The sequence below is a fragment of the Pseudomonas sp. MM211 genome, from assembly GCF_020386635.1.
GTDB lineage: Bacteria > Pseudomonadota > Gammaproteobacteria > Pseudomonadales > Pseudomonadaceae > Aquipseudomonas.
Genome location: NZ_CP081942.1, coordinates 1,374,935 through 1,398,379, shown reverse-complemented (window position 1 = coordinate 1,398,379; position 23,445 = coordinate 1,374,935). Strand labels below are relative to the sequence as shown.

Here is a 23,445-nt window from a genome sequence, read left to right as displayed (position 1 = left end):
CTTTGCCCAAGTCGTGCCACGATAGCGCCCCGCAATCACCCTGCCGTGACCCAACGCCTGTGTTCCAGCTGCCTCCCCTGGCCCTGTACGTCCATATTCCCTGGTGCGTGCGCAAGTGCCCCTACTGTGATTTCAACTCCCACGCCGCCGGCCCAAACCTGCCGGAAGAGGCTTACGTCGACGCGTTGCTCGCCGATCTCGACAGCGACCTGCCGCAGGTCCACGGCCGACCGCTAACGTCGATTTTCTTCGGCGGCGGCACACCCAGCCTGTTTTCCGCCAAGGCCCTCGGGCGCCTGCTGGAAGGCGTGGAGCGGCGCATTCCGTTCGCCAGCGACATCGAAATCACCCTGGAAGCCAACCCGGGTACCTTCGAGCAGGAGAAATTCGCCGCCTACCGACGCCTGGGCATCAATCGGCTGTCGATCGGCGTGCAGAGTTTCCAGGCAGAGAAACTCAAGGCTCTGGGGCGCATCCACGATGGCGATGAGGCAATTCGCGCCGCCGACATGGCCCGCGCGGCCGGCTTCGATAACTTCAACCTGGATCTGATGCACGGCCTGCCGGATCAGTCCCTCGATGACGCGCTGGGCGACCTGCGCATCGCCATCGCCCAGGCACCGACCCACCTGTCCTGGTATCAGCTCACGGTGGAGCCGAACACGGTGTTCTGGAACCAGCCGCCGGTGCTGCCGGAAGACGACACCCTCTGGGACATTCAGGAAGCTGGCCAGGCGCTGCTCGCCGAACAGGGTTACGGCCAGTATGAAGTATCGGCCTATGCACAGCCCGGCCGTGCCGCCCGGCATAACCTGAATTACTGGACGTTCGGCGACTTCCTCGGCATTGGCGCTGGCGCCCACGGCAAGCTGAGTACACCAGAGGGCCGAATCAGCCGCACCTGGAAAACCCGCCTCCCCAAGGACTACCTCGACCCCGCCAAGCAGTACAGCGCTGGCGAACGCATCCTTAGCGCCGACGAGTTGCCGTTCGAGTTTCTGATGAACGTGCTGCGCCTGAGCGATGGCTGTAGCGCCGAGCTGTTCAGCCAACGAACCGGCCTACCGCTGCAGCAACTGGCCAGCGCCCGCGAACAGGCGGAGCGCCGTGGTCTGCTGCAAAAAGATCCCGCTCGTCTGACGGCGACGCGCGAAGGCCAGCTGTTTCTCAATGACCTGCTGCAGTATTTTTTGCCGTAAGCGCAGTCAACGTGCGCACCAACAAGGAGCCCCTATGGATTTGCTGCTGGATATGATCGCTACCGTTTCGCGCTGGAGCCGCGGTCACCTCTACGAGATCTCCCTGGCACTGATGGCCACCCTGCTCGTGCTGTTCGGCCCGGGCATCAATGCCTGGGTACAGGGCCGGATCGGCAGCCTCAACTTCATCCTGCGCACGCTGATCTTCGTCCTGATATGCGCCATCGGCTACGGTCTGGCGATGGTCTACCTGACGCCCTTGCTGACGCAAATCCTCGGACATTTCAACAATTACACCCTGGCACCGGTGCTGCTGTTGGTGTTCTTCCTGATCGGTGTGCTGGCGGATCGCAGCTGAAATAGCGCCAGGACACCAGCAAGAACTTCAAAGAAAAAGCCAGCAATCTCAGGCTGTGTGAAAACTACTGCGCTCGGTCATGCTGCGTTAAAAACCGGCTCAAAATGCTCATTTACAACTAGTAAACTGCGCTTTTTCGCCGGTTTTTGCCTTGCCTGACCTTCGCTCGCTACGTTTTCACACGGCCTGAATCTGCTGGCTTTTTCGTCGATCCGCTGGCGATCATTTAACCAGACGCAAACAGAACGGGTAACGGTATGGTCGCCCCTCGCCTGCCTTGATGCCGGCGATGATGGTCAGCACGATAGTGCCGATGCACAGCAGGCCCATCAGCAGAAAGCCAATCAACACCAGCATCAACAACAGGCAAACAATGCCGGCAATGGCCACGGTCAGCTGAAAGTTGAGGGCTTCCTTGCCTTGCTCGTCGATGAACGCGTCTTGGTCTTTCTTGATTTGCCAGACGATCAGCGGGCCGATCAGATTGCCAAAGGGGAAGATGAAACCGAGGGCCGCGGCGAAGTGACAGATCATCGCCCACTGGCGCGCTTCCTTGCTGGGCTCGGGCGCAGGCGTCAACAGGTTGCTGTCATTCATCGCAGTTCTCCTCGGTCAGCGACCGGTCACTCGGCCAGGGCAGCCTGCTGCAGGGCGAACAGCTCGGTCATGCCTTGCTGCGCCAGGGCCAGCATGGCATTCAGTTCGGCGGGCTGGAAGGGCGCACCTTCAGCGGTACCCTGAACTTCGATGAAGCCACCGGTGCTGGTCATCACCACGTTCAGGTCGGTTTCGGCAGCGGAATCTTCCAGGTAATCCAGATCGAGCACCGGCTCGCCCTGATAGATGCCCACGGAAACGGCTGCGATCATTTGCTTGAGCGGGTCACCGCCTTTCAGGCCACCACGCTTCTTCATCACCTTGAGCGCATCGACCAGCGCGACCATGGCGCCGGTGATCGAAGCGGTGCGGGTACCACCATCGGCCTGGATCACGTCGCAGTCGACGTACAGGGTATTTTCACCGAGCTTGCTCATGTCCAGCGCGGCGCGCAGGGAGCGGCCGATAAGGCGCTGGATTTCCAGGGTACGACCGCCCTGCTTGCCCTTGCTGGCCTCACGCTGATTACGGTCACCGGTAGCACGCGGCAGCATGCCGTACTCGGCGGTCACCCAGCCCTGGCCTTGGCCCTTGAGGAAGCGCGGGACGCCCTGCTCGACGCTGACGGTGCAAATCACCTTGGTATCGCCGAACTCCACCAGCACCGAACCTTCGGCGTGCTTGGTGTAGTTGCGGGTGATGCGGATCGAGCGCAACTGATCGGCCGCGCGGCCACTGGGACGTTTCATCAAGGAATACCTGCTCGTGCTCTATATGGAATCGGAAATCTGTCGCGCATTATAGGGGCTGTTGCCATCTGGCCGCGACCGCGCCCGTCCGACAGGCGCGGTCGCGATTGGGAGCCGTCGCTGCACTGCGCTACAATCGCCGCCTTTGGCCAACGCCAAACCGGCAGAACTTCACGAGGTAAGCAGTATGATCCACAGCATGACGGCCTTCGCCCGCACCGAGCAGGCAGGTGCCAACGGCACCCTGAGCTGGGAGCTGCGCTCGGTCAACCACCGCTACCTCGAGCCCCATCTGCGCCTGCCGGAAGCCTTTCGCGACCTCGAAGGCGCGGTACGCGAAGCACTGCGCCAGGGGCTGTCGCGCGGCAAGGTGGAATGCACCCTGCGCTTTACTGAAGACAGCGCCGGCAAACCTTTGCAGGTCGACCGCGACAAAGCCACGCAACTGATTGCCGCCGCGGAAAGCGTGGCCGCACTGATCAAGCAGCCGGCCCCGCTCAATCCACTGGAAGTACTCAGTTGGCCCGGCGTGCTGGTGGCTGATAGCAGCGACCCTCAAGCACTCAACAAGGCCGCACTGAAGCTGTTCGGCAGTGCACTGGATGAATTGAAGGCCGGGCGCAGCCGCGAAGGCGCCGAGCTGGCCAAGCTGCTCAACGAACGCCTCGACAGCATGCTCGATGAAGTGGCCGCCCTGCGCGAGTTGGTGCCGCAGATGCTCGACGTGCAGCGCCAGAAGATCCTCGAGCGCTGCCGCGAGATGCAGGCCGATCTCGACCCGCAGCGCCTCGAGCAGGAATTGGTGATGCTTGCGCAAAAGAGCGACGTCGCCGAAGAACTGGATCGCCTGAACACCCACGTTACCGAGGTGCGCCGCGTGCTCAAGGCGGGCGGTGCGGCAGGCCGACGCCTGGATTTCCTGATGCAGGAACTCAACCGCGAAGCCAACACCCTGGGCTCCAAGGCCTTCGACCCACGCAGCACTCAGGCGGCGGTCAACCTCAAGGTATTGATCGAGCAGATGCGCGAACAGGTTCAGAACATCGAATAATCGACGCCCGGCCACAGCTGCGCGACCTCCCGACCTCCCCGTTTCAGGACAGATCCATGAGCACCACCGGCACGCTCTACATTATTTCCGCCCCCTCGGGCGCTGGCAAAAGCAGCCTGGTCAAGGCGCTGATCGAAAGCGAACCGCATGTTCGCGTGTCGGTGTCGCACACCACCCGCGCCATGCGCCCGGGTGAAAGTGACGGCGTGCACTATCACTTTGTGGATCACGCGCAGTTCACCGCCATGCTCGAGCAGAACGAATTCCTCGAGCACGCCCAAGTGTTCGGCAACTACTACGGCACCTCACAGCGCTCGCTGGAGAAGACCCTGGCCGAGGGCATCGATCTGATTCTGGAGATCGACTGGCAAGGCGCTCAACAGGTACGCCGCCTGATGCCGCAATCGAAATCGATCTTCATCCTGCCACCGACCCTCGAAGCGCTGCGCCACCGTCTGACCAGCCGAGGCCAGGACAGCGGTGAAGTGATCGAGCAGCGCATGCGCGAAGCGGTCAGCGAAATGAGCCACTACGTCGAGTACGACTACATCGTGATCAACGATGACTTCTCGCACGCACTCAGCGACCTGAAAGCGATCTTCCGAGCCAATCAGCTGCTGCAGCCGGCCCAGCAGGAGCGTCATCTGGGCTTGCTGAACGAACTGCTGGCGTGAAGTAAAGCGGGACTGGCTCGCCCTGCGAGGGTCGCTCGAGCACCGAAAATCGCGCCCTGCGTTGCGATCTCGTGCCTTCCAGCGACTTTCTCTTCCCTTAATGCTGGCGTTTTTCTAGACTATCCAGTCCGCTCGCCCATTTGGGCCCAGCTTATTTTTGCATTTGCTACGAGGAACACCATGGCTCGCGTTACCGTTGAAGATTGCCTGGACAACGTCGATAACCGCTTCGAGCTGGTCATGCTTGCCACCAAGCGCGCACGCCAACTCGCTACCGGCGGCAAAGAGCCTAAAGTGGCGTGGGAAAACGACAAGCCAACCGTGGTCGCGCTGCGTGAAATCGCCAGCGGCCTGGTAGACGCCGACGTCATCGCCCAAGAAGACATCATCGAAGAAGAGCCGCTGTTCGCTGCCTTCGACGAAGAGGCCAACGAGCCTCTGTAAGCCTATGCCTGGTCGAAAACGTAGGTCGCGGGTGCACAAGGCCTGGCAAGGGAGCCTCCCATGCCGAGCATAGACGCCCTCGCCGATCGACTTTCGACCTATCTGGGTGACGACCAGGTCAACCTGGTTCGTCGCGCTTACTTCTACGCCGAACAGGCGCATGACGGGCAACGTCGCCGCAGTGGCGAAGCCTACGTCACCCATCCGTTGGCCGTGGCCAGCATCCTCGCCGACATGCACATGGATCATCAGAGTCTGATGGCCGCGATGCTGCATGACGTGATCGAGGACACCGGGATCGCCAAGGAAGCCCTGCACGCGCAGTTCGGCGAGTCAGTGGCGGAGTTGGTGGACGGGGTCAGCAAGCTGACCCAGATGAATTTCGAGACCAAGGCCGAGGCCCAGGCCGAAAACTTCCAGAAGATGGCCATGGCCATGGCGCGCGATATTCGCGTGATCCTGGTCAAGCTGGCCGACCGCCTGCACAACATGCGAACTTTGGAAGTGCTGTCCGGCGAAAAACGTCGACGCATCGCCAAGGAAACCCTGGAAATCTACGCCCCCATCGCCAATCGGCTGGGCATGCACAGCATGCGCGTGGAATTCGAGGATCTTGGCTTCAAAGCCATGCACCCGATGCGCTCCGAGCGCATCCGCGCCGCCGTGCGCCGTGCCCGTGGCAACCGCAAGGAAATCGTCACCCGCATCGAAGAGTCGCTGCTGCATTGCCTCGAACGCGAAGGCATGACGGGCGAGGTGATGGGCCGCGAGAAGCACCTGTACAGCATCTACCAGAAGATGCGCGGTAAACGCCGGGCCTTCAACGAGATCATGGACGTCTACGCCTTCCGCATTGTGGTCGATAAGGTCGACACCTGCTACCGGGTACTGGGCGCCGTGCACAATCTCTACAAGCCGCTGCCGGGCCGCTTCAAGGATTACATCGCGATCCCCAAGGCCAACGGCTATCAGTCGCTGCATACCACCCTGTTCGGCATGCATGGCGTGCCCATCGAGATCCAGATTCGCACCCGCGAAATGGAAGAGATGGCCAACAACGGCATCGCCGCGCACTGGCTGTACAAATCCAACGAAGATGAAACGCCAAAGGGCAACCATGCTCGCGCGCGCCAATGGGTCAAGGGCGTGCTGGAGATGCAGCAACGCGCCGGCAACTCACTGGAATTCATCGAGAGCGTGAAGATCGACCTGTTCCCGGACGAGGTCTACGTGTTCACGCCCAAGGGCCGCATCATGGAGCTGCCGAAAGGCTCCACGGCGGTGGACTTCGCCTACGCGGTACACACCGACGTCGGCAACACCTGCATCGCCTGCCGCATCAACCGCCGCCTGGCACCGCTGTCCCAGGCCCTGGAGAGCGGCTCCACGGTGGAGATCGTCAGCGCGCCTGGCGCACGCCCCAACCCGGCCTGGCTGAACTTCGTGGTCACCGGCAAGGCGCGCACCCATATTCGCCACGCCCTCAAGCAACAGCGACGCTCGGAGTCCGTCAACCTTGGCGAACGCCTGCTCAACAAGGTACTGACCAGTTTCGAAAGTCATCTCGACAAGCTGCAGCCCGAGCGCCAGCAGGCGGTGCTCAACGAATACCGCCTGGAGACCTTCGACGACTTGCTCGAAGATATCGGCCTGGGCAATCGCATGGCCTATGTCGTCGCCCGCCGCTTGCTAGCTGGCGAAGGTGAAGAATTGCCCAATGCCGAAAGCCCACTGGCCATTCGCGGCACCGAAGGCCTGGTACTCAGCTACGCCAAATGTTGCACGCCGATTCCGGGCGACCCGATCGTCGGCCACCTGTCGGCGGGCAAGGGCATGGTGGTGCACATGGACACCTGCCGGAACATCAGCGAAGTGCGCCACAACCCGGAAAAATGCATCCAGCTGTCCTGGGCCAAGGATGTCACAGGCGAGTTCAATGTCGAACTGCGCGTCGAACTGGAGCACCAGCGCGGCCTCATCGCGCTGCTGGCCGGCAGCGTCAATGCCGCCGATGGCAACATCGAAAAGATCAGCATGGACGAACGCGACGGGCGCGTCAGCGTGGTACAACTGGTGGTCAGCGTACACGACCGCGTACACCTGGCCCGAGTGATCAAGAAGCTACGCACCCTGCCCGGCGTCATGCGCATCACCCGCGTCAAGGCCTGACCGACTCGTTCAGGCCGCCCATGACCGATGCGCCTCGCGCATCTCCACCAAGGAGCCTCTATGAGCAAAACCGTCATCAACAGCGACAAAGCCCCGGCCGCTATCGGCACTTATTCCCAAGCCATCAAGGCCGGCAATACCGTTTACCTGTCCGGACAGATCCCCCTGGATCCCAAGACGATGGAGCTGGTGGAAGGCTTCGAAGCGCAGACCGTACAGGTGTTCGAGAACCTCAAGTCGGTCATCGAGGCTGCTGGCGGCTCGTTCAAGGACGTGGTCAAGCTGAACATCTTCCTCACCGACCTCTCCCACTTCGCCACCGTCAACGAAGTCATGGGCCGTTACTTCCAGCAGCCCTATCCTGCCCGCGCCGCCATTGGCGTGGCCGCCCTGCCAAAGGGCGCGCAGGTTGAGATGGATGGCATCCTGGTCATCGACTGACCAATGCCCACGCCCGGAGCGTTCGCTCCGGGCGCCCCGCCTTACCCCTCGCGCAATACCGCGGCATAACCCTCGCGATAGCTGGGGTACTGCGGCGACCAGCCCAACGCCCGGGCACGCGCATTGCTGCAGCGCTTGCTGCCGGAACGCCGCACGGTCGACTCCTCCGACCAATGCTCGACACCCAATTGCTGACGCAACCAGCCCATAACCTCGTGCAGCGGCGCCGGCTCGTCATCCACACCGATATAGCAATCATCCAGCGGCTTGCCTGCCGAATCCGCCTGCAGCAAAAAGGCCAACAGCCCCGCGGCGTCATCGGCATGAATGCGGTTGCCATAGAGCGGCGGCTCCACGGATACCCGATAGCCCATGCGCACTTGCTTGAGCAGCCACTCGCGACCGGGGCCGTAGATGCCGGTAAGACGCACCACCGTGGCCGGCACCTCAGCGCTCCACGCCACCTGCTCCGCCTCGCGCATCACACGACCTGAATAGCTCTGCGCCTCTGCCGGCGAGGTTTCGTCGATCCACTCGCCATCCGCCTGGGCGTATACGCCACTGCTGGAAACGAAGAGCAGACGCTTCGGGCGCTGTCCTCGCGATTTCAGCCAGTTCAGCACATGGCGTAGGCCGTCGACGTACGCCTGCCGATAGCCCGGCTCATCGTGCTGGGTAGCGGCTGCGCTATACACCAGATAATCCAGCTCACCCTGCGGCCATTGCTCGGGGCAGCCAGGCTGGTGCAGGTCGCCCGCTACCGGCAGGATGCCTGCGGGCAATTCGGATACCGTTCGGCGCATGCCATAGACCTGCCAGCCCGCGTCATGCAGACGCACCGCAAGACGGCCTCCGACATCCCCGCACCCGGCGATCATCACGCTTGCAACTCTACTCATCACTGCCCTCTCTCAGCCCCGCGAACGCTCTAACACGACGGACTGAATGTAATATAGTTACATTATCGCTTTCATAAACAAGAATTACTTGCAATAATGTTCAGCCTTTTTTGCCGCGCAGCGTTTCGCCTGCGCAGATCACCGTCATCACACTTAGGTCCGGCAAGCATGAACTCTACCGCCCATAGCGCTAAGCCAACCACTGTCGCCGCTCGGCCGCAACGCCTCGGCGCGCTCCTCGCTCTGCTGCTCAGCCTGACGCTGGCTCCGACCGCGAGCTTCGCCGATCAGTCGGCTCCTGCGCCAGCCGAACCAGCCACTGCTACGCAGCAGGCCCCCGCCAACACCGATCCGGCTGCCACTGCACCACAACTGCAGGCTGCACCGCTGTCGCCGGAAGCCACCGCTCAGGTCGATGCGCTGGGTGACAAACTCGAGGCGCTGGGCCCGCAGGCTACCCCAGAGCAGCTCAACGAAGCACGTCAGCAGTTCTTCAGCGAAAACAATATCGCTCCTGAAGATGCCGCAAAACTGCAGCAGGCCCTCGCCGCCGAGCAGAGCGCGGACGCACAGGCAATAGGCGAAGATTCCGCTGCCGAAGCAGAAGTGATCTTCCACGACCTGTCCCCGTGGGGCATGTACCAGGGCGCCGACGTAGTGGTCAAAACGGTGATGATCGGTCTGGTACTGGCGTCGATCCTGACCTGGACCATCTGGATTGCCAAGACCATCGAACTGGTCGGTGCACGTCGCCGTCTGCGCCGCGAAATCCTCGAGTTGAAAGGTGCTCGCAACCTGGCCCAGGCCAGCGATCAGGCTCGCGCCAAGCACAGCTTCAGCGAAATCCTCATTGAAGACGCCCGCGAAGAACTGAAACTTTCGGCTACCAGCCGCGAGAAGGAAGGTATCAAGGAGCGTGTCAGCTTCCGCCTCGAGCGTCTGGTCGGTGCTTGCGGTCGCGACATGAGCAAAGGTACCGGGGTACTCGCCACCATCGGTTCCACCGCACCCTTCGTCGGCCTGTTCGGCACCGTGTGGGGCATCATGAACAGCTTCATCGGTATCGCCAAAACCCAGACCACCAACCTTGCCGTGGTCGCTCCCGGTATCGCCGAAGCACTGCTGGCGACCGCTCTGGGTCTGGTTGCTGCGATTCCTGCGGTGATCATCTACAACGCCTTCTCGCGCTCGATCAGCGCCTACAAGGCGCAGGTCGCCGACGCATCCGCTCAGGTGCTGCTGCTGGTCAGCCGTGACCTGGACATGCTGCCGAGCGGCGATCGCTCCCAACAGCCTCACATGGTCAAGGCGGGTTAAGGCCATGGGTCTTCATCTCAACGAAAACGGCGGCGACGATCTCCAGGAAAACCACGAGATCAACGTAACGCCCTTCATCGACGTGATGCTGGTGCTGCTGATCATCTTCATGGTCGCCGCACCGCTGGCCACCGTCGACGTGAAGATCGACCTGCCCGCGTCCAGCGCCAAGCCGGCGCCCCGCCCGGACAAGCCGATCTACCTGAGCATCAAGGACGACAAGAAGCTGTTCATCGATAACGACGAAGTACAGCCGGCCATGCTCGGCGCGGCGCTGGACAAGCTGACGCAGAATGACAAGGACAAGACCATCTTCGTACGCGGCGACAAGGGCGTCGAATATGGCGACCTGATGGAAGTCATGGACACCCTGCGTGGCACCGGCTATCTGAAGATCGGCCTGGTAGGCCTGGAGACGGTCGGCGCGCAATGAAGAAATCCAGCCGCACGTTCTCCTGGTTCGCTAGCCTGGTCATCGTGGTTGGGCTGCACATCGGTCTGTTCCTCTGGGCCATGTACTGGCAGCCCCAAGCGACGCCCATCGAGCTGCCACCCGCAGCCATGATCGTCGAACTGGAACCACTGCCCCCAGCCGCGCCCAAGCCTGCTCCGCCGCCGCCACCGGAAGTCGTTCCGGAGGAGCCCGAGCCTCAGCCGAAACTGGTCGAAGCGCCCAAGCCGACGCTGGCAGTAACGCCGCCGAAACCCAAGCCGAAGCCAAAACCCAAGCCGCCGAAGCCCAAGCCGCCCGAGCCGAAGCCGCCAGAGCCTCAGGACGAGCCGCCAGAAGACGCCCCACCCGCGCCTCCTGCACCGGCTGAAGCCAAACCGGCAGCGCCACAACAGGCACCGGTCAGCTCGCCGAGCAAGGCTGAAGTCACCTGGCAAAGTCAGCTGCTGACCCACCTGGCCAAGTACAAGCGTTACCCGGAAGACGCGCGCCGCCGCGGCCTCGAGGGCGTCAATCGCTTGCGCTTCGTGGTCGACGCCAATGGCATGGTGTTGTCGTACACGCTGGTCGGCAAATCCAGTAGCGCATCCCTGGACAGGGCCACGCTGCAGATGATCCGTCGCGCACAACCGCTACCCAAACCGCCACCTGAAATGCTCAAGGATGGCAGTGTGGAAATCGTCGCGCCCTTCATCTACTCGCTGGAGCGCGGCCGCGGTCGCTGATGCACTTATCCGCCCCAGGCCAAAAAGCCGGGGCGGATGCATTTCCCCCGGTAATATCCCCCTCACAGACACACCTCAGTGGTTGGTTACATAGAAGACAGCGGCTATGCTTGGCTCCATCTCAATGGACTAAGACTATGACCCTCACTGAACTGCGCTACATCGTGACGCTCGCTCAGGAACAACACTTTGGCCGAGCCGCCGAGCGCTGCCATGTTAGCCAGCCCACCCTGTCGGTCGGCGTAAAGAAACTTGAAGACGAACTCGGCGTGCTGATCTTCGAGCGCAGCAAGAGCGCAGTGCGCCTGACGCCGGTCGGTGAAGGCATAGTCACCCAGGCACAAAAGGTACTGGAGCAGGCTCAAGGCATCCGCGAGCTGGCCCAAGCCGGCAAGAACCAGTTGGCAGCACCGTTGAAAATCGGCGCCATCTATACGGTCGGCCCTTATCTGTTCCCCCATCTGATCCCGCAGCTGCATCGCGTGGCCACCCAGATGCCGTTGTACATTGAAGAAAACTTCACCCACGTGCTGCGTGACAAGCTGCGCACCGGCGAGCTGGACGCGATCATTGTCGCGCTGCCGTTCCAGGAAGCCGACGTGCTGACCCTGCCGCTGTACGACGAGCCCTTCTACGCCCTGCTGCCGGCAGATCACCCGTGGACGGCGATGAAGACCATCGACACCAAACTGCTCAATGACAAGAGCCTGTTGCTGCTCGGCGAGGGCCATTGTTTCCGCGATCAGGTTCTGGAAGCCTGCCCGACCCTGCGCAAGGGCGAGGAACAAGCCCGGCACACCACGGTGGAATCCAGCTCGCTGGAAACCATCCGTCATATGGTTGCCTCGGGCCTCGGCGTTTCCATCCTGCCGTTCTCGGCAGTCGACAGCCACCACTATGCCCCGGGCGTGATCGAAGTACGCCCGCTCAGCCCGCCGGCGCCGTTCCGTACCGTAGCCATCGCCTGGCGCGCCAGCTTCCCTCGGCCGAAGGCCATCGAGGTGCTGGCTGACTCCATTCGCCTGTGCTCGGTCGCCAAACCCCTGCCGCGTAGCGTCTGAGGGCAACGATGAGCGAGCTGTCGACGGTTTCCGTTACCGACCTCAAAGGTGTCGGCGCGGCCCTGGCGGAGAAACTCGCCAAGGTCGGCCTGGAAACCCTGCAGGACATCCTTTTCCATCTGCCCCTGCGCTATCAGGATCGCACCCGGATCGTTCCCATCGGCGCCTTGCGACCCGGCCAGGACGCGGTGGTCGAGGGCACCGTTTCCGGCGCAGATGTAGTGATGGGCAAGCGCCGCAGCCTGCTGGTGCGTCTGAATGATGGCAGCGGCACACTCAGCCTGCGCTTCTACCATTTCAGCAATGCGCAGAAAGAAGGCCTCAAGCGTGGCACCCAGGTGCGCTGCTACGGTGAAATCCGCCCTGGTTCGTCTGGCCTGGAAATCTACCACCCCGAATACCGCGCCCTGTCCGGCGATGAACCACCGGCCGTTGAACAAACCCTGACGCCGATCTACCCGACCACCGAAGGGCTTACCCAACAGCGCCTGCGTCAGCTCAGCGAACAGGCCCTGGCTCGCCTCGGCCCGCACAGCCTGCCGGACTGGTTACCCCGCGAATTGGCCAACGATTACCAGCTAGCGGCGCTGGATCAGGCGATTCGCTACCTGCACCGGCCACCACCGGATGCCGACCTCGAGGAACTCGCCGAAGGTCGCCACTGGGCTCAGCATCGGCTGGCCTTCGAAGAGCTGCTCACCCATCAGCTATCGATGCAGCGCTTGCGAGAAAGCGCGCGCGCTCAGCACGCGCCTGCGCTGCCTGTCGCACGAAAGCTGCCGAAGCAGTTTCTCGATAACCTTGGCTTCAAGCCCACCGGCGCGCAGCAGCGGGTCGGCGCGGAAATAGCCTATGACCTGAGCCAAAGCGAGCCGATGCTGCGCCTGGTGCAGGGCGATGTTGGCGCTGGCAAGACCGTGGTCGCGGCCTTCGCCGCGCTGCAGGCAATCGAAGCCGGTTACCAGGTCGCGCTGATGGCGCCCACAGAGATCCTTGCCGAACAGCATTACCTGAACTTCACCCGCTGGCTGCAGCCACTAGGTCTGGAAACCGCATGGCTGGCCGGAAAGTTGAAGGGCAAGGCGCGCGTCGCCGCCCTGGAGCAGATCGCGGCCGGCGCGCCCATGGTGGTCGGAACCCACGCGCTGTTTCAGGAAGAGGTGCGCTTTCGCAATCTGGCCCTGGCGATCATCGACGAACAGCATCGCTTCGGCGTGCAACAGCGTCTGGCGCTGCGCCAGAAAGGCGTGGGCGGCCGGCTCAGCCCACACCAGTTGATCATGACCGCGACGCCGATTCCACGCACGCTGGCGATGAGCGCTTATGCGGATCTGGATACCTCGATCCTCGACGAGCTGCCTCCCGGCCGTACTCCAGTGAACACCGTATTGGTCGCCGACAGTCGCCGCTTCGAAGTGGTCGAGCGGGTACGTTCGGCCTGCAACGAAGGGCGTCAGGCCTACTGGGTCTGCACGCTGATCGAGGAATCCGAAGAGCTGACCTGCCAGGCAGCGGAGACGACTTATGAGGATCTGTCTGCCGCCCTCGTTGGCCAGCAGGTCGGGCTGATCCACGGGCGCATGAAGCCTGCCGAAAAAGCCGCAGTGATGGATCAGTTCAAACAGGGTCAACTACAGTTGCTGGTAGCCACCACGGTGATCGAGGTGGGGGTCGATGTACCCAATGCCAGCCTGATGATCATCGAGAACCCCGAGCGCCTCGGCCTGGCGCAACTGCATCAATTACGAGGCCGGGTCGGCCGTGGCAGCGCTGCCAGCCATTGCGTGCTGCTCTACCACCCGCCGCTCTCACAGATCGGTCGTGAGCGGCTAGGCATCATGCGCGAAACCTCTGATGGCTTCATCATCGCGGAAAAGGATCTCGAGCTGCGCGGCCCTGGAGAAATGCTCGGCACTCGACAAACCGGACTGCTGCAGTTCAAGGTAGCGGATCTGATGCGTGATGCCGACCTGCTGCCGGCGGTTCGCGATGCGGCTCAGGAACTGCTTGAGCACTGGCCTCAACATGTCAGCCCGCTGCTGGAGCGCTGGCTGCGTCATGGTCAACAATATGGGCAAGTTTGAGCGTTACACAGGACGATGGTCGACTCACGAGGTCGCATTGTCAGCTTGCTGGTTATACTTGGGGAGCTGCGTCCCCCTTTACGACGGAACACGTCATGACTGAAGTAGCCATCGCCTCCGACACCTCGCCCCAACCGCCGTTGGTGATTCGCCAACTGCTGGATAAGCTCGGGCTGAATTATCAAGTGCGCATCGAGCAGCCCAGCCTGGCTGCCGCTCAGCGAGTGCAAACCGCGCTACTCGACGACGCGGTGGGGGCTCTGCTGGTGCTGTTTCCGCAAAGTCAGTTGCTTGACCTCAACCGCCTGGCAGAACTGACCGGACGAAAGCTGACGGCGGTCAAACCCGAACGCCTGGAGCGCATGCTCAGCAAGCATGATCTGAAGCTGTTGCCTGGCATCCCGGCGCTAACCAGTTCGCCTTGCCTGTACGATGAACGGTTGCTCGATGTGCCGAGCCTGTTCATCCAGTCCGGTGAGCCCGGTGTGTTACTGGAGTTGAATAACGAGACCTTCAAAAGCTTATTGGCCAAGGCTAGCGCCGCGCGTTTCGGCGAGCCTCTGAGTAAGGTCAGGCCCAACCTCAATCGCCCAGACGACGATCGAAACGAGATCAGCCACGCGGTGCAGGCCTTTACCGCGCGGCGTATCCAGCAACGCCTGGAAGAAACCATTGAAATTCCACCGCTGCCGGAAACCGCACAGAAAATCATCAAACTGCGGGTCGACCCCAATGCCACGGTGGACGACATCACTGGGGTGGTCGAAACCGATCCAGCGCTCGCTGCACAAGTAGTGAGTTGGGCGGCATCGCCCTACTACGCCGCTCCCGGCAAGATCCGCTCGGTGGAAGACGCCATCGTCCGCGTACTGGGCTTCGATCTGGTGATCAACCTGGCCCTGGGCCTGGCATTGGGCAAGACTCTCAGCCTACCCAAGGATCAGCCGCAGCAGACTACGCCCTACTGGCAGCAGGCGATTTACACCGCCGCCGTGATCGAAGGACTGACTCGCGCCATGCCGCGTGCGCAGCGCCCGGAAGCGGGGCTGACCTACCTGGCTGGCTTGCTGCACAACTTCGGCAACCTGGTGCTGGCTCACGTGTTCCCGCCGCACTTCTCGCTGATCTGCCGCCACCTGGAGGTCAACCAGCACCTGCCGCACAGCTATATCGAGCAGCACCTGCTCGGTATCAGCCGCGAGCAGATCGGCTCCTGGCTGATGCGCTACTGGGACATGCCCGAGGAACTGGCGGTGGCGCTGCGCTTCCAGCACGACGCGACCTACAGTGGTAACCACGCCACTTACCCGAACCTGGTGTACCTGGCCGTCAGCCTGCTGCGCAACCGCGGCATTGGTACCGGCCCCGAGCGCGAAGTTCCGCAGAGCCTGCTCGACAACCTGGGAATCACGCGGGACAAAGCCGAAGAAGCGCTGAACAAGGTGCTGGCTGCAGAAGTAGCCCTACGCGATTTGGCTTCGCAGTTCGGCTCGCCTAACTGACGACTTACCCGTGGCCACTCACTTAGCGAGTGGCCACGGATACTTATCGCTGAATCAGGCTGCTTTCTTGTCGGTCTTGCGTTTGGGGCGCAGGTACTTGTTCAGGCCCTGGAACCACATCACCAAAGCCGTATTGCCCTGGATCTGAATGTCCTTGTTCTGGATACCCTGCATAAAAGCCAGTTGCTTGTTTTTCGCCGTCAGGGTGGCGAAACCGTAGGACGCATCTTTGAAACCGATGGCGAAGGCTGGCTCGTTGGCCGTGCCACGCTTGCTGCTGACGCGTTGCTCGTTGACGATGAAGTGACGGGCAATCCTGCCGTCCAGCGTGTGCAGTTGAAACACCAGGTCACGCCCTTCCAGCTGCTGGCGAAACGCTGGGTTATCACGGCTTGCCTTGGCCATAAGACGGCCCAACATCCACAGAAGAAAACGAAATTTCATGGCATGGCCTGTTGGCGAGTAAAGGAGGCCGCGCATTGTAGCGCCTTGCGATAGGCCTCACAGCCAGCCCGATGGAGTGCGGCTAGCAGGGGCTCTGGGGAGGTGGGTCTGCTGACATCTCACACGACTGCCAAAAACAGTCGCGCTGATTACCGGCGGGTTGCGCTAAAACGTCAACAGACCCCGTGGCTCAGTTGACCGAGTCCTTGAGGGCTTTGCCTGGTTTGAAGGCGACGGTGTTGCTGGCCTTGATGGTGACGGGCTGCCCAGTCTGCGGGTTCTTCCCGGTACGAGCGCCACGGTGGCGCTGCACGAAGGTGCCGAAGCCGACCAACGTCACACTGTCCTTGCGGTTCAGTGCACCGGTGATTTCTTCAAGGACGGCGTTGAGTACACGATTAGCCTGATCCTTGGTCAGATCAGCCTTTTCCGCGATAGCAGCGGCGAGTTCCGGTTTGCGCATAAATGCCTCATTTACGGTTTGTTGTTGTTGTGTTCCGTGCCGAGCAGCGCCAAGGCGCCGCGACAGCTCTACGCTGCGGCAGGCTCGGGGAGAATGGCACGCTCCAGAGGGCTTCGCCAGCCCCGTTTCAGGCTAAATCGGGCAATTTTGTCGAGCAGGCGACAGAACGCTCAGGGCAGCAAGGGCGGTAGTTGACGATTGAGCGCCAGTTTTTCCTGTACTGCCGCGCCCGTCAGCGCATACCCCAGCAGGGCGCCAGAGGCATCGTGACAAAGCGCCCTGATATCGGCACCGCTACCTTCGACCGTCCAGTTGCCCTGGCTTGCGCGCGGCGGCGGCGACACGATCAACGGGCAAGCGGGGGTCTTCACAGTTACCGGCATGGCGCCGTACGCCACTTGCACTGGCGTGCCGCTGAGGGTTTTCGCCAGCGCGCGGGCGCAGGCCATGAGCGGCATCACGTAGAGCAGATTGAGGCCATCGACTTCGGCGCAGTCCCCCAGCGCATAGATATTGGCGTGCGAGGTGCGCAGCTCGCGGTCGACCATGACGCCGCGGTTAATGGCCAGGCCGGCGGCTGCCGCCAGGTCGATGCGCGGGCGCAGGCCAATAGCTGAAATAACCAGATCACAGGCGATTACCTGACCATCGGACAGACGCGCCTCTAGCCCGTCATCCGCATGCTCCAGCCGGCTGAGCACCGGCCCCAGATGCAGACGCACCCCCAACGCTTCCAGCCCAGCTTGCACGGCAGCGGCCGCCTCGACCGGCAACAGGGCCGGCATCAACTGTTCGCAGGGCGCAACCAGATCGACTTCGTAGCCACCGAGCGACAGGTCGTTGGCGAACTCGCAGCCGATCAGCCCGGCACCGAGAATCAGTACGCGGCGCTTGCCCTGCGCCGCCTGGCGGAAACGCGCGTAACTCTCGAGATCGTTAACCGTGAACAACTCGTCGCCGTCGCCCTCGATGGGCACGCTCAGTACCTCGGCACCCCAGGCAAGCACCAGGTCACGATACGGTACCGCCTCTTCGCCGATCCACAGACGCTTGTGCCCAGGGTCGATGCCGGTAACCCGCGTGTGCGTCCACACCTCGGCAGCCAACTGCTCGGCCATCGTCCCTGGCTCGGCCATGCACAGACCGTCGGCATCCTTGCTCTTGGCGAAGCCGGTGGACAGCATCGGCTTGGAGTACGAGCGACCGTCATCGGCGGTGATCAGCAGCAGCGGCGTTTCGCTGTCCAGCTTGCGAAATTCACGGGCCAGGTTGTAGCCGGCCAGGCCGGTGCCGACGATTACCACGGGATCGCTCATTGCTCGTTCCTGTTAGGTTGGTCGCTCGGGAGGGCTTAGTTTATTTCGATCATCTCGAAATCCATCTTGCCCACGCCACAGTCGGGGCATAGCCAGTCTTCGGGCACATCTTCCCAGCGGGTGCCGGGCTCGATGCCGTCATCGGGCCAGCCATCACGTTCGTCGTAGATCAGTCCGCAGACCACACATTGCCACTTCTTCATAAACGCTCTCCGGCGTAATCACGGTCATTGCGCGGGCACGCTACCGCAAATGCCGGGGAGCGCCAAGCAGACGCGACGAATGCCGCGGGCAGGCCAGAATCCGCTTCAATGCCCATGGTAGACTCCGCGCATCGTCATATCGCGAATCCGCACCGTGTCCTTTCCTGCCTCCCAGACGCCTGATTGGCTGTCCCGCGATCAACTGCAGCCTGTTCCATCAGCAGCCGCTTGTGACTGGTTGTTCGACGAGCGCTCGCTGACCCGCCGGTTGACCGAACTCTCCGACGATGGCTTCAGCGTCACCCCGCTGCGTGAAGGCTGGCTCGAACTGCGCGACGACGAGTGCGCCGCCCTCGACGTGCCGCCCGGCAGCCTTGGCTGGGTTCGCGAGGTTTATCTGCGTGGCAACGGCCAGCCCTGGGTATTCGCTCGCAGCGTGGCGGCCCGTGAGGCGTTGGCCGATTCCGGCCTCGACCTGCAGCAATTGGGTAGCCGCTCCCTTGGCGAGCTGCTGTTCAGCGACCGGGCCTTCGCACGAGGTGCCTTGCAGGTGTGCCATTACCCAGCTAACTGGCTACCGGTGGATAGTCAGCATTCACAGCTGTGGGCGCGCCGCTCGTGCTTTCGCCGTGAGCGCCTGGCCGTACTGGTCGCCGAAGTCTTCCTGCCCGCTTTCTGGCACGCCGCAGCCCAGGCTAACTGAGCTGCGTCGGCAAGCATGGCGCACCGTCACGGTGCCCGTATAATCCGCGCACCCCGCCAGGAGAAGCTCATGATGTACACCCGCCTGCTGCAATCACTCAATCGCCTGCACCCTCGCGCGTGGGACTTCGTGCAGTTGACGCGCATGGACAAGCCCATCGGCATCTACCTGCTGCTGTGGCCGACCCTGTGGGCGCTGTGGATCGCTGCTGAAGGTGTGCCGAGTCTCAAGAGCCTGGTGATCTTCGTGGTCGGGGTGATTCTGATGCGCGCGGCGGGCTGCGTGATCAACGATTACGCGGATCGCAATTTCGACGGCCATGTCAGCCGCACCAAGGCCCGCCCGCTGGCCAGCGGACGGGTCAGCGCCCGCGAAGCGCTGATCCTGTTCGCCGTGTTGATCGCCCTCAGCTTCGGCCTGGTGCTGCTGACCAATGCCACCACCGTCTGGCTGTCGTTCGGCGCGCTGGGCGTGGCCGCGCTCTACCCGTTCATGAAGCGCTACACCTATTACCCGCAGGTGGTGCTGGGCACCGCGTTCTCCTGGGGCATGCCGATGGCGTTCACCGCCGAGACCGGCAGCCTGCCGGTGGCCGCCTGGCTGCTGCTGCTCGCCAACGTGATCTGGACCGTTGCCTACGACACCTACTACGCCATGGCCGACCGTGAGGACGACCTGAAGATCGGCGTGAAATCCACGGCGATCCTGTTCGGCGACGCCGACCGGGTGATCATCCTTGGCCTGCAGGGCCTGGCGCTGCTGTGCCTGGCGCTGGCCGGTGCACGCTTCGAGCTGGGGCTGTATTTCTACCTTGGCCTGCTGGTTGCCGCCGCCTGCTTCGCCTGGGAATTCCACATGACCCACGAGCGCGAGCCGCTGGTCTGTTTCCAGGCATTCCTGCATAACCACTGGGCCGGCCTGGCGATCTTCATCGGCATCGTGCTGGATTACGCGTTGCGCTAAACCCCGCTTAAAAGCCTGCTGAGCGGCGACCCAACGCACAGCTGTCATATCGCTGCAATAATTCCGTTATCTAATGCGCCGCATGACAGTTGAATGAACCGAGGCTCGACCCATGGTTGGCAAGAACATCCTGATCGTCGATGACGAAGCGCCGATCCGCGAAATGATCGTGGTGGCGCTGGAAATGGCCGGATACGAGTGCCTGGAAGCGGAAAATACCCAGCAGGCCCACGCCATCATCGTCGATCGCAAACCCGATCTGATCCTGCTCGACTGGATGCTGCCCGGCACCTCCGGCATCGAGTTGGCCCGCCGCCTCAAGCGCGACGAGCTGACCGGCGACATCCCGATCATCATGCTCACCGCCAAAGGCGAAGAGGACAACAAGATCCAGGGCCTTGAAGTCGGTGCCGATGATTACATCACCAAGCCCTTCTCGCCCCGCGAGCTGGTCGCCCGCCTCAAGGCAGTGCTGCGCCGCGCCGGCCCGGCCGACAACGAGGGCCCGATCGAAGTCGGCGGCCTGCTGCTCGACCCGATCAGCCACCGCGTGACCATCGACGGCAAGCCGGCAGAAATGGGCCCCACCGAATATCGCCTGCTGCAGTTCTTCATGACGCACCAGGAACGCGCGTACACTCGCGGCCAATTGCTTGACCAGGTATGGGGCGGTAACGTCTACGTCGAAGAACGTACCGTCGACGTGCATATCCGCCGCCTGCGCAAAGCGCTCGGCGAAGCCTACGAAAATCTGGTGCAGACGGTGCGCGGCACCGGTTACCGTTTCTCCACCAAGGGCTGACCGGCAGCCTGGAGCGCAACATGACAGGGACATGCAGGCGGATGAGCGCAACGTGACGAGCCACTGGCGCGGCGCCATAACCCGCCGTTTGCTGCTACTGGTCGCCGCCTGCCTGGTGCTGGGCGTGATCACCGGCCACTACGCCTGGGCGCTGGCCCTGGGACTGGCCATCCACCTGGCATGGACGCTCAGCCAACTGCTGCGCCTGCATGCCTGGCTCAAGGATCACCAGCCTGACGAACCACCACCCGACGGCTACGGCCTGTGGGGTGAGGTGTTCGACAGCATCTACCACCTGCAGCGTCGCAACCAGCGCGCCCGCGGGCGCCTGCAAGCGGTGATCGACCGGGTTCAGGAGTCCACCGCGGCGCTGCGCGATGCGGTGATCATGCTCGACAGCCACGGCAATCTGGAATGGTGGAACAAGGCCTCGGAAACCCTGCTGGGCCTGAAGACGCCCCAGGACAGCGGCCAGTCCATCACCAATCTAGTGCGCGACCCACGCTTCAAGGAATACTTCGAGCGCGGCAAATACCTCGAGCCGCTCGAACTGCCCTCGCCGATCAATCCGCGCAAACAACTTCAGTTGAACATCACGCGCTATGGCAATCAGGAACACCTGATGCTGGTACGCGACGTGACCCGCCTGCACCAATTGGAGCAGATGCGTAAGGATTTCGTCGCCAACGTGTCCCACGAGCTGCGTACGCCACTCACGGTGATTTCCGGCTACGTGGAAACCCTGCAGGACAATGTCGACGAGATCAATCCGCGCTGGCGCCGTGCCCTGCAACAGATGCAGCAGCAAGGCTCGCGCATGCAGTGCCTGCTCAACGATTTGCTCCTGCTGGCCAAGCTGGAGGCCACCGACTATCCGTCCGACAACCAGCCCGTGCCGGTCGAGCAATTGCTACAAACGATCAAGAACGATGCCCTGGCGCTGTCCGCCGAGCACAAGCACCGCATCAGCCTTGAGGCCGACGCGGGGCTGAGACTCAAGGGCAGCGAGTCGGAACTGCGCAGCGCCTTTTCCAATCTGGTGTTCAACGCGGTGAAATACACACCGGCCGAGGGCGAGATCCGCATTCGCTGGTGGCAGGACGAACAGGGCGCGCACCTGTCCGTACAGGACACCGGGCCCGGCATCGAAGCCAAGCATCTGCCGCGCCTGACCGAGCGTTTCTATCGGGTGGACTCCAGCCGCGCCAGCAACACCGGCGGCACCGGTTTGGGCCTGGCCATCGTCAAGCACGTGCTGCTGCGCCACCGCGGTCAACTGGATATCACCAGCGTCGTCGGCAAGGGCAGCCTGTTCACCTGTCATTTCCAGGCGACTCAGATAGCGCAACGCGATCGCGTACTGCTATAGACCTATTGCAAAGCACCGTCCCAGGCCCCACCCTTTAGCAATATTTGGTCACACGAACTCCCCATGGATCCCTCTACGAGCGTCTCCTTCTCTTCCTATTTCGCCGATTTCGGCCTCGTGCTGTTCGCCCTGTTTCTGGTGCTGCTCAACGGCTTCTTCGTTGCTGCCGAGTTCGCCATGGTCAAGCTGCGGGCCACCAAGGTCGAAGCCCTGGCCCAGGAGAATGGCTGGCGCGGGCACATCCTGCGTACCGTGCACAACCAGCTCGACGCCTACCTGTCGGCCTGTCAGCTGGGTATCACCCTGGCGTCTCTCGGCCTTGGCTGGGTCGGCGAACCGGCCTTCGCCCACCTGCTCGAACCCGTGCTGACTTCCATCGGTATCGAGTCGCAGAAGCTGATTCACGGCATCGCCTTCTTCACCGCGTTCTTCATCATTTCCTACCTGCACATCGTGGTCGGCGAGCTGGCGCCCAAGTCCTGGGCGATCCGCAAGCCTGAACTGCTGTCCTTGTGGACGGCAGTCCCGCTGTACCTGTTCTACTGGGCGATGTACCCGGCTATTTTCCTGCTCAATGCCAGCGCCAACGCCATTCTGCGGATCGCCGGCCAAGGCGAGCCGGGGGCGCACCACGACCATCACTACAGCCGCGATGAGCTCAAGCTGATCCTGCACTCCAGCCGTGCCAGCGACCCGACTGACCAGGACATGCGCGTACTTGCCTCGGCCGTGGAGCTGGGCGAACTGGACGTGGTGGACTGGGCCAATTCCCGTGAAGACCTGGTCTATCTGGAACTCAATGCCTCGCTGGATGAAGTGTTCAGCGTGTTCCGCCGCCACAAGTACAGCCGCTATCCAATCTATGACGAAGCGGCTAGCGAGTTCGTCGGCGTACTGCATATCAAGGATCTGCTGCTGCACCTGTCGCTGCTGGAGATGCTGCCCTCGACGCTGCGTCTCGGCGAGCTGATGCACCCGCTGGAGAAGGTCAATCGAAACCTGCCGCTCTCGGAATTGCTGGAGCAGTTTCGCAAAGGCGGCGCCCACTTCGCCTTGGTCGAAGAAGCCGACGGCAAAGTGATTGGTTACCTGACCATGGAAGACGTACTTGAGGCACTGGTAGGCGATATCCAGGACGAACACCGCAAAACCGAACGCGGCATCCTCGCCTACCAGCCCGGCAAACTGCTGGTACGCGGCGACACGCCGCTGTTCAAGCTGGAACGCCTGCTCAGCGTCGACCTCGATCATATCGAAGCAGAAACCCTCGCGGGCCTGATCTACGAAACCCTCAAGCGGGTGCCCGAGGAAGAGGAGTCACTCGAAGTTGCCGGCCTTCGACTGATCGTCAAGAAAATGAAAGGCCCTAAGATCCTTCTAGCCAAGGTCATCAAGCTGGATTGAGGGCATGCCATCCCGCTGATTTGGCGGCCTATAGCTGATGGCGCAGGGTGTCTTTAT

General features: G+C 62.2%; 25 protein-coding genes. 18 read left to right on the top strand and 7 right to left on the bottom strand.

The window, feature by feature from the left end:
- Positions 1-59 precede the first annotated feature (59 nt).
- Both hemW and K5Q02_RS06240 read left to right on the top strand, forming a co-directional pair.
- Positions 60-1,199 (top strand): radical SAM family heme chaperone HemW, encoded by a 1,140-nt coding sequence (gene hemW, locus K5Q02_RS06245; RefSeq protein WP_225837450.1) that lies wholly within the window; start codon positions 60-62, stop codon positions 1,197-1,199.
- A gap of 34 nt (positions 1,200-1,233) precedes the next feature.
- Positions 1,234-1,557 carry a DUF3392 domain-containing protein gene (locus K5Q02_RS06240; RefSeq protein WP_225837447.1) on the top strand — a complete coding sequence of 108 codons (324 nt, stop codon included), beginning with the start codon at positions 1,234-1,236 and terminating at the stop codon, positions 1,555-1,557.
- 222 nt (positions 1,558-1,779) lie between these two features.
- Here the strand turns inward: K5Q02_RS06240 and K5Q02_RS06235 are convergent, their stop codons facing one another.
- Together K5Q02_RS06235 and rph are read right to left on the bottom strand one after the other, a co-directional pair.
- Positions 1,780-2,154 (bottom strand): DUF4870 domain-containing protein, encoded by a 375-nt coding sequence (locus K5Q02_RS06235; RefSeq protein ID WP_225837445.1) that lies wholly within the window; start codon positions 2,152-2,154, stop codon positions 1,780-1,782.
- Positions 2,155-2,180: 26 nt separating this feature from the next.
- A complete protein-coding gene (gene rph, locus K5Q02_RS06230) occupies positions 2,181-2,903 on the bottom strand; it encodes a ribonuclease PH (RefSeq protein WP_225837442.1) in 723 nt (240 codons plus the stop codon).
- 187 nt (positions 2,904-3,090) lie between these two features.
- Here rph and K5Q02_RS06225 point away from each other — a divergent pair, with 187 nt between their 5' ends.
- From K5Q02_RS06225 to K5Q02_RS06205, 5 genes are all read left to right on the top strand, one after another.
- Complete coding sequence (locus K5Q02_RS06225) at positions 3,091-3,954, top strand: YicC/YloC family endoribonuclease (protein ID WP_225837440.1); 864 nt, start codon at positions 3,091-3,093, stop codon at positions 3,952-3,954.
- 56 nt (positions 3,955-4,010) lie between these two features.
- Positions 4,011-4,628: a guanylate kinase gene (gene gmk, locus K5Q02_RS06220; RefSeq protein ID WP_225837438.1), complete on the top strand. Its 618-nt coding sequence runs from the start codon at positions 4,011-4,013 to the stop codon at positions 4,626-4,628.
- Between the two features lie 180 nt (positions 4,629-4,808).
- Positions 4,809-5,072 carry a DNA-directed RNA polymerase subunit omega gene (rpoZ, locus tag K5Q02_RS06215; RefSeq protein WP_225837436.1) on the top strand — a complete coding sequence of 88 codons (264 nt, stop codon included), beginning with the start codon at positions 4,809-4,811 and terminating at the stop codon, positions 5,070-5,072.
- A gap of 60 nt (positions 5,073-5,132) precedes the next feature.
- Positions 5,133-7,241, top strand: coding sequence for a bifunctional GTP diphosphokinase/guanosine-3',5'-bis pyrophosphate 3'-pyrophosphohydrolase (gene spoT / locus K5Q02_RS06210; RefSeq protein WP_225837434.1), 2,109 nt, complete (start codon positions 5,133-5,135; stop codon positions 7,239-7,241).
- 60 nt (positions 7,242-7,301) lie between these two features.
- Positions 7,302-7,682, top strand: a complete 381-nt coding sequence (locus K5Q02_RS06205) for a RidA family protein (RefSeq protein ID WP_225837422.1) — start codon at positions 7,302-7,304, stop codon at positions 7,680-7,682.
- Positions 7,683-7,723: 41 nt separating this feature from the next.
- Here the strand turns inward: K5Q02_RS06205 and K5Q02_RS06200 are convergent, their stop codons facing one another.
- Positions 7,724-8,581, bottom strand: coding sequence for an SDR family oxidoreductase (locus K5Q02_RS06200; RefSeq protein ID WP_225837421.1), 858 nt, complete (start codon positions 8,579-8,581; stop codon positions 7,724-7,726).
- Between the two features lie 96 nt (positions 8,582-8,677).
- Here K5Q02_RS06200 and exbB point away from each other — a divergent pair, with 96 nt between their 5' ends.
- The 6 genes from exbB (at position 8,678) to K5Q02_RS06170 (ending at position 15,721) form a co-directional block, all read left to right on the top strand.
- Complete coding sequence (exbB, locus tag K5Q02_RS06195) at positions 8,678-9,898, top strand: tonB-system energizer ExbB (protein ID WP_442963971.1); 1,221 nt, start codon at positions 8,678-8,680, stop codon at positions 9,896-9,898.
- A gap of 4 nt (positions 9,899-9,902) precedes the next feature.
- Positions 9,903-10,331 (top strand): TonB system transport protein ExbD, encoded by a 429-nt coding sequence (gene exbD, locus K5Q02_RS06190; RefSeq protein ID WP_225837417.1) that lies wholly within the window; start codon positions 9,903-9,905, stop codon positions 10,329-10,331.
- Complete coding sequence (locus tag K5Q02_RS06185) at positions 10,328-11,074, top strand: energy transducer TonB (protein ID WP_225837415.1); 747 nt, start codon at positions 10,328-10,330, stop codon at positions 11,072-11,074. Before exbD ends, K5Q02_RS06185 begins: the two co-directional genes overlap by 4 nt.
- A gap of 137 nt (positions 11,075-11,211) precedes the next feature.
- On the top strand, positions 11,212-12,135 hold the full coding sequence (locus tag K5Q02_RS06180) for a hydrogen peroxide-inducible genes activator (RefSeq protein ID WP_225837413.1): 924 nt from the start codon (positions 11,212-11,214) through the stop codon (positions 12,133-12,135).
- Positions 12,136-12,143: 8 nt separating this feature from the next.
- Positions 12,144-14,219 carry an ATP-dependent DNA helicase RecG gene (gene recG / locus K5Q02_RS06175; protein ID WP_225837401.1) on the top strand — a complete coding sequence of 692 codons (2,076 nt, stop codon included), beginning with the start codon at positions 12,144-12,146 and terminating at the stop codon, positions 14,217-14,219.
- Positions 14,220-14,314: 95 nt separating this feature from the next.
- Positions 14,315-15,721, top strand: a complete 1,407-nt coding sequence (locus K5Q02_RS06170; protein WP_225837400.1) for an aminoacyl-tRNA deacylase and HDOD domain-containing protein — start codon at positions 14,315-14,317, stop codon at positions 15,719-15,721.
- 54 nt (positions 15,722-15,775) lie between these two features.
- On the opposite strand, the gene K5Q02_RS06165 is transcribed toward K5Q02_RS06170, so the two are convergent.
- From K5Q02_RS06165 to K5Q02_RS06150, 4 genes are all read right to left on the bottom strand, one after another.
- Positions 15,776-16,165 (bottom strand): helicase, encoded by a 390-nt coding sequence (locus K5Q02_RS06165; RefSeq protein ID WP_225837398.1) that lies wholly within the window; start codon positions 16,163-16,165, stop codon positions 15,776-15,778.
- Between the two features lie 190 nt (positions 16,166-16,355).
- Positions 16,356-16,628, bottom strand: coding sequence for an HU family DNA-binding protein (locus K5Q02_RS06160; protein WP_225837397.1), 273 nt, complete (start codon positions 16,626-16,628; stop codon positions 16,356-16,358).
- 170 nt (positions 16,629-16,798) lie between these two features.
- On the bottom strand, positions 16,799-17,944 hold the full coding sequence (locus K5Q02_RS06155) for an FAD-dependent oxidoreductase (RefSeq protein WP_225837395.1): 1,146 nt from the start codon (positions 17,942-17,944) through the stop codon (positions 16,799-16,801).
- 35 nt (positions 17,945-17,979) lie between these two features.
- Positions 17,980-18,147, bottom strand: coding sequence for a rubredoxin (locus K5Q02_RS06150; protein WP_225837393.1), 168 nt, complete (start codon positions 18,145-18,147; stop codon positions 17,980-17,982).
- Between the two features lie 154 nt (positions 18,148-18,301).
- On the opposite strand from K5Q02_RS06150, the gene K5Q02_RS06145 reads away from it, so the two are divergent.
- The 5 genes from K5Q02_RS06145 (at position 18,302) to K5Q02_RS06125 (ending at position 23,388) form a co-directional block, all read left to right on the top strand.
- Entirely contained in the window at positions 18,302-18,850 is a 549-nt protein-coding gene (locus tag K5Q02_RS06145) for a chorismate--pyruvate lyase family protein (RefSeq protein ID WP_225837391.1), read from the top strand.
- 72 nt (positions 18,851-18,922) lie between these two features.
- Positions 18,923-19,813: a 4-hydroxybenzoate octaprenyltransferase gene (gene ubiA, locus K5Q02_RS06140; RefSeq protein WP_225839600.1), complete on the top strand. Its 891-nt coding sequence runs from the start codon at positions 18,923-18,925 to the stop codon at positions 19,811-19,813.
- Between the two features lie 112 nt (positions 19,814-19,925).
- Entirely contained in the window at positions 19,926-20,615 is a 690-nt protein-coding gene (gene phoB / locus K5Q02_RS06135; RefSeq protein WP_225837389.1) for a phosphate regulon transcriptional regulator PhoB, read from the top strand.
- Between the two features lie 52 nt (positions 20,616-20,667).
- Positions 20,668-21,984, top strand: coding sequence for a phosphate regulon sensor histidine kinase PhoR (gene phoR, locus K5Q02_RS06130; protein ID WP_442963970.1), 1,317 nt, complete (start codon positions 20,668-20,670; stop codon positions 21,982-21,984).
- Between the two features lie 63 nt (positions 21,985-22,047).
- A complete protein-coding gene (locus tag K5Q02_RS06125; protein ID WP_225837386.1) occupies positions 22,048-23,388 on the top strand; it encodes a hemolysin family protein in 1,341 nt (446 codons plus the stop codon).
- Positions 23,389-23,445: the final 57 nt, after the last annotated feature.

Excerpts from the sequence above, each read along its gene's own strand:
- K5Q02_RS06155 (WP_225837395.1), bottom strand. The coding sequence starts at position 17,944 with ATGAGCGATCCCGTGGTAATCGTCGGCACCGGCCTGGCCGGCTACAAC.
- spoT (WP_225837434.1), top strand. The coding sequence starts at position 5,133 with ATGCCGAGCATAGACGCCCTCGCCGATCGACTTTCGACCTATCTGGGT.
- K5Q02_RS06165 (WP_225837398.1), bottom strand. The coding sequence starts at position 16,165 with ATGAAATTTCGTTTTCTTCTGTGGATGTTGGGCCGTCTTATGGCCAAG.
- K5Q02_RS06225 (WP_225837440.1), top strand. The coding sequence starts at position 3,091 with ATGATCCACAGCATGACGGCCTTCGCCCGCACCGAGCAGGCAGGTGCC.
- rpoZ (WP_225837436.1), top strand. The coding sequence starts at position 4,809 with ATGGCTCGCGTTACCGTTGAAGATTGCCTGGACAACGTCGATAACCGC.
- exbB (WP_442963971.1), top strand. The coding sequence starts at position 8,678 with ATGTTCAGCCTTTTTTGCCGCGCAGCGTTTCGCCTGCGCAGATCACCG.
- K5Q02_RS06205 (WP_225837422.1), top strand. The coding sequence starts at position 7,302 with ATGAGCAAAACCGTCATCAACAGCGACAAAGCCCCGGCCGCTATCGGC.
- K5Q02_RS06240 (WP_225837447.1), top strand. The coding sequence starts at position 1,234 with ATGGATTTGCTGCTGGATATGATCGCTACCGTTTCGCGCTGGAGCCGC.
- phoB (WP_225837389.1), top strand. The coding sequence starts at position 19,926 with ATGGTTGGCAAGAACATCCTGATCGTCGATGACGAAGCGCCGATCCGC.
- exbD (WP_225837417.1), top strand. The coding sequence starts at position 9,903 with ATGGGTCTTCATCTCAACGAAAACGGCGGCGACGATCTCCAGGAAAAC.
- rph (WP_225837442.1), bottom strand. The coding sequence starts at position 2,903 with ATGAAACGTCCCAGTGGCCGCGCGGCCGATCAGTTGCGCTCGATCCGC.
- K5Q02_RS06235 (WP_225837445.1), bottom strand. The coding sequence starts at position 2,154 with ATGAATGACAGCAACCTGTTGACGCCTGCGCCCGAGCCCAGCAAGGAA.
- K5Q02_RS06200 (WP_225837421.1), bottom strand. The coding sequence starts at position 8,581 with ATGAGTAGAGTTGCAAGCGTGATGATCGCCGGGTGCGGGGATGTCGGA.
- K5Q02_RS06185 (WP_225837415.1), top strand. The coding sequence starts at position 10,328 with ATGAAGAAATCCAGCCGCACGTTCTCCTGGTTCGCTAGCCTGGTCATC.
- K5Q02_RS06150 (WP_225837393.1), bottom strand. The coding sequence starts at position 18,147 with ATGAAGAAGTGGCAATGTGTGGTCTGCGGACTGATCTACGACGAACGT.
- K5Q02_RS06180 (WP_225837413.1), top strand. The coding sequence starts at position 11,212 with ATGACCCTCACTGAACTGCGCTACATCGTGACGCTCGCTCAGGAACAA.
- gmk (WP_225837438.1), top strand. The coding sequence starts at position 4,011 with ATGAGCACCACCGGCACGCTCTACATTATTTCCGCCCCCTCGGGCGCT.
- ubiA (WP_225839600.1), top strand. The coding sequence starts at position 18,923 with ATGTACACCCGCCTGCTGCAATCACTCAATCGCCTGCACCCTCGCGCG.
- recG (WP_225837401.1), top strand. The coding sequence starts at position 12,144 with ATGAGCGAGCTGTCGACGGTTTCCGTTACCGACCTCAAAGGTGTCGGC.
- K5Q02_RS06125 (WP_225837386.1), top strand. The coding sequence starts at position 22,048 with ATGGATCCCTCTACGAGCGTCTCCTTCTCTTCCTATTTCGCCGATTTC.
- K5Q02_RS06170 (WP_225837400.1), top strand. The coding sequence starts at position 14,315 with ATGACTGAAGTAGCCATCGCCTCCGACACCTCGCCCCAACCGCCGTTG.
- K5Q02_RS06160 (WP_225837397.1), bottom strand. The coding sequence starts at position 16,628 with ATGCGCAAACCGGAACTCGCCGCTGCTATCGCGGAAAAGGCTGATCTG.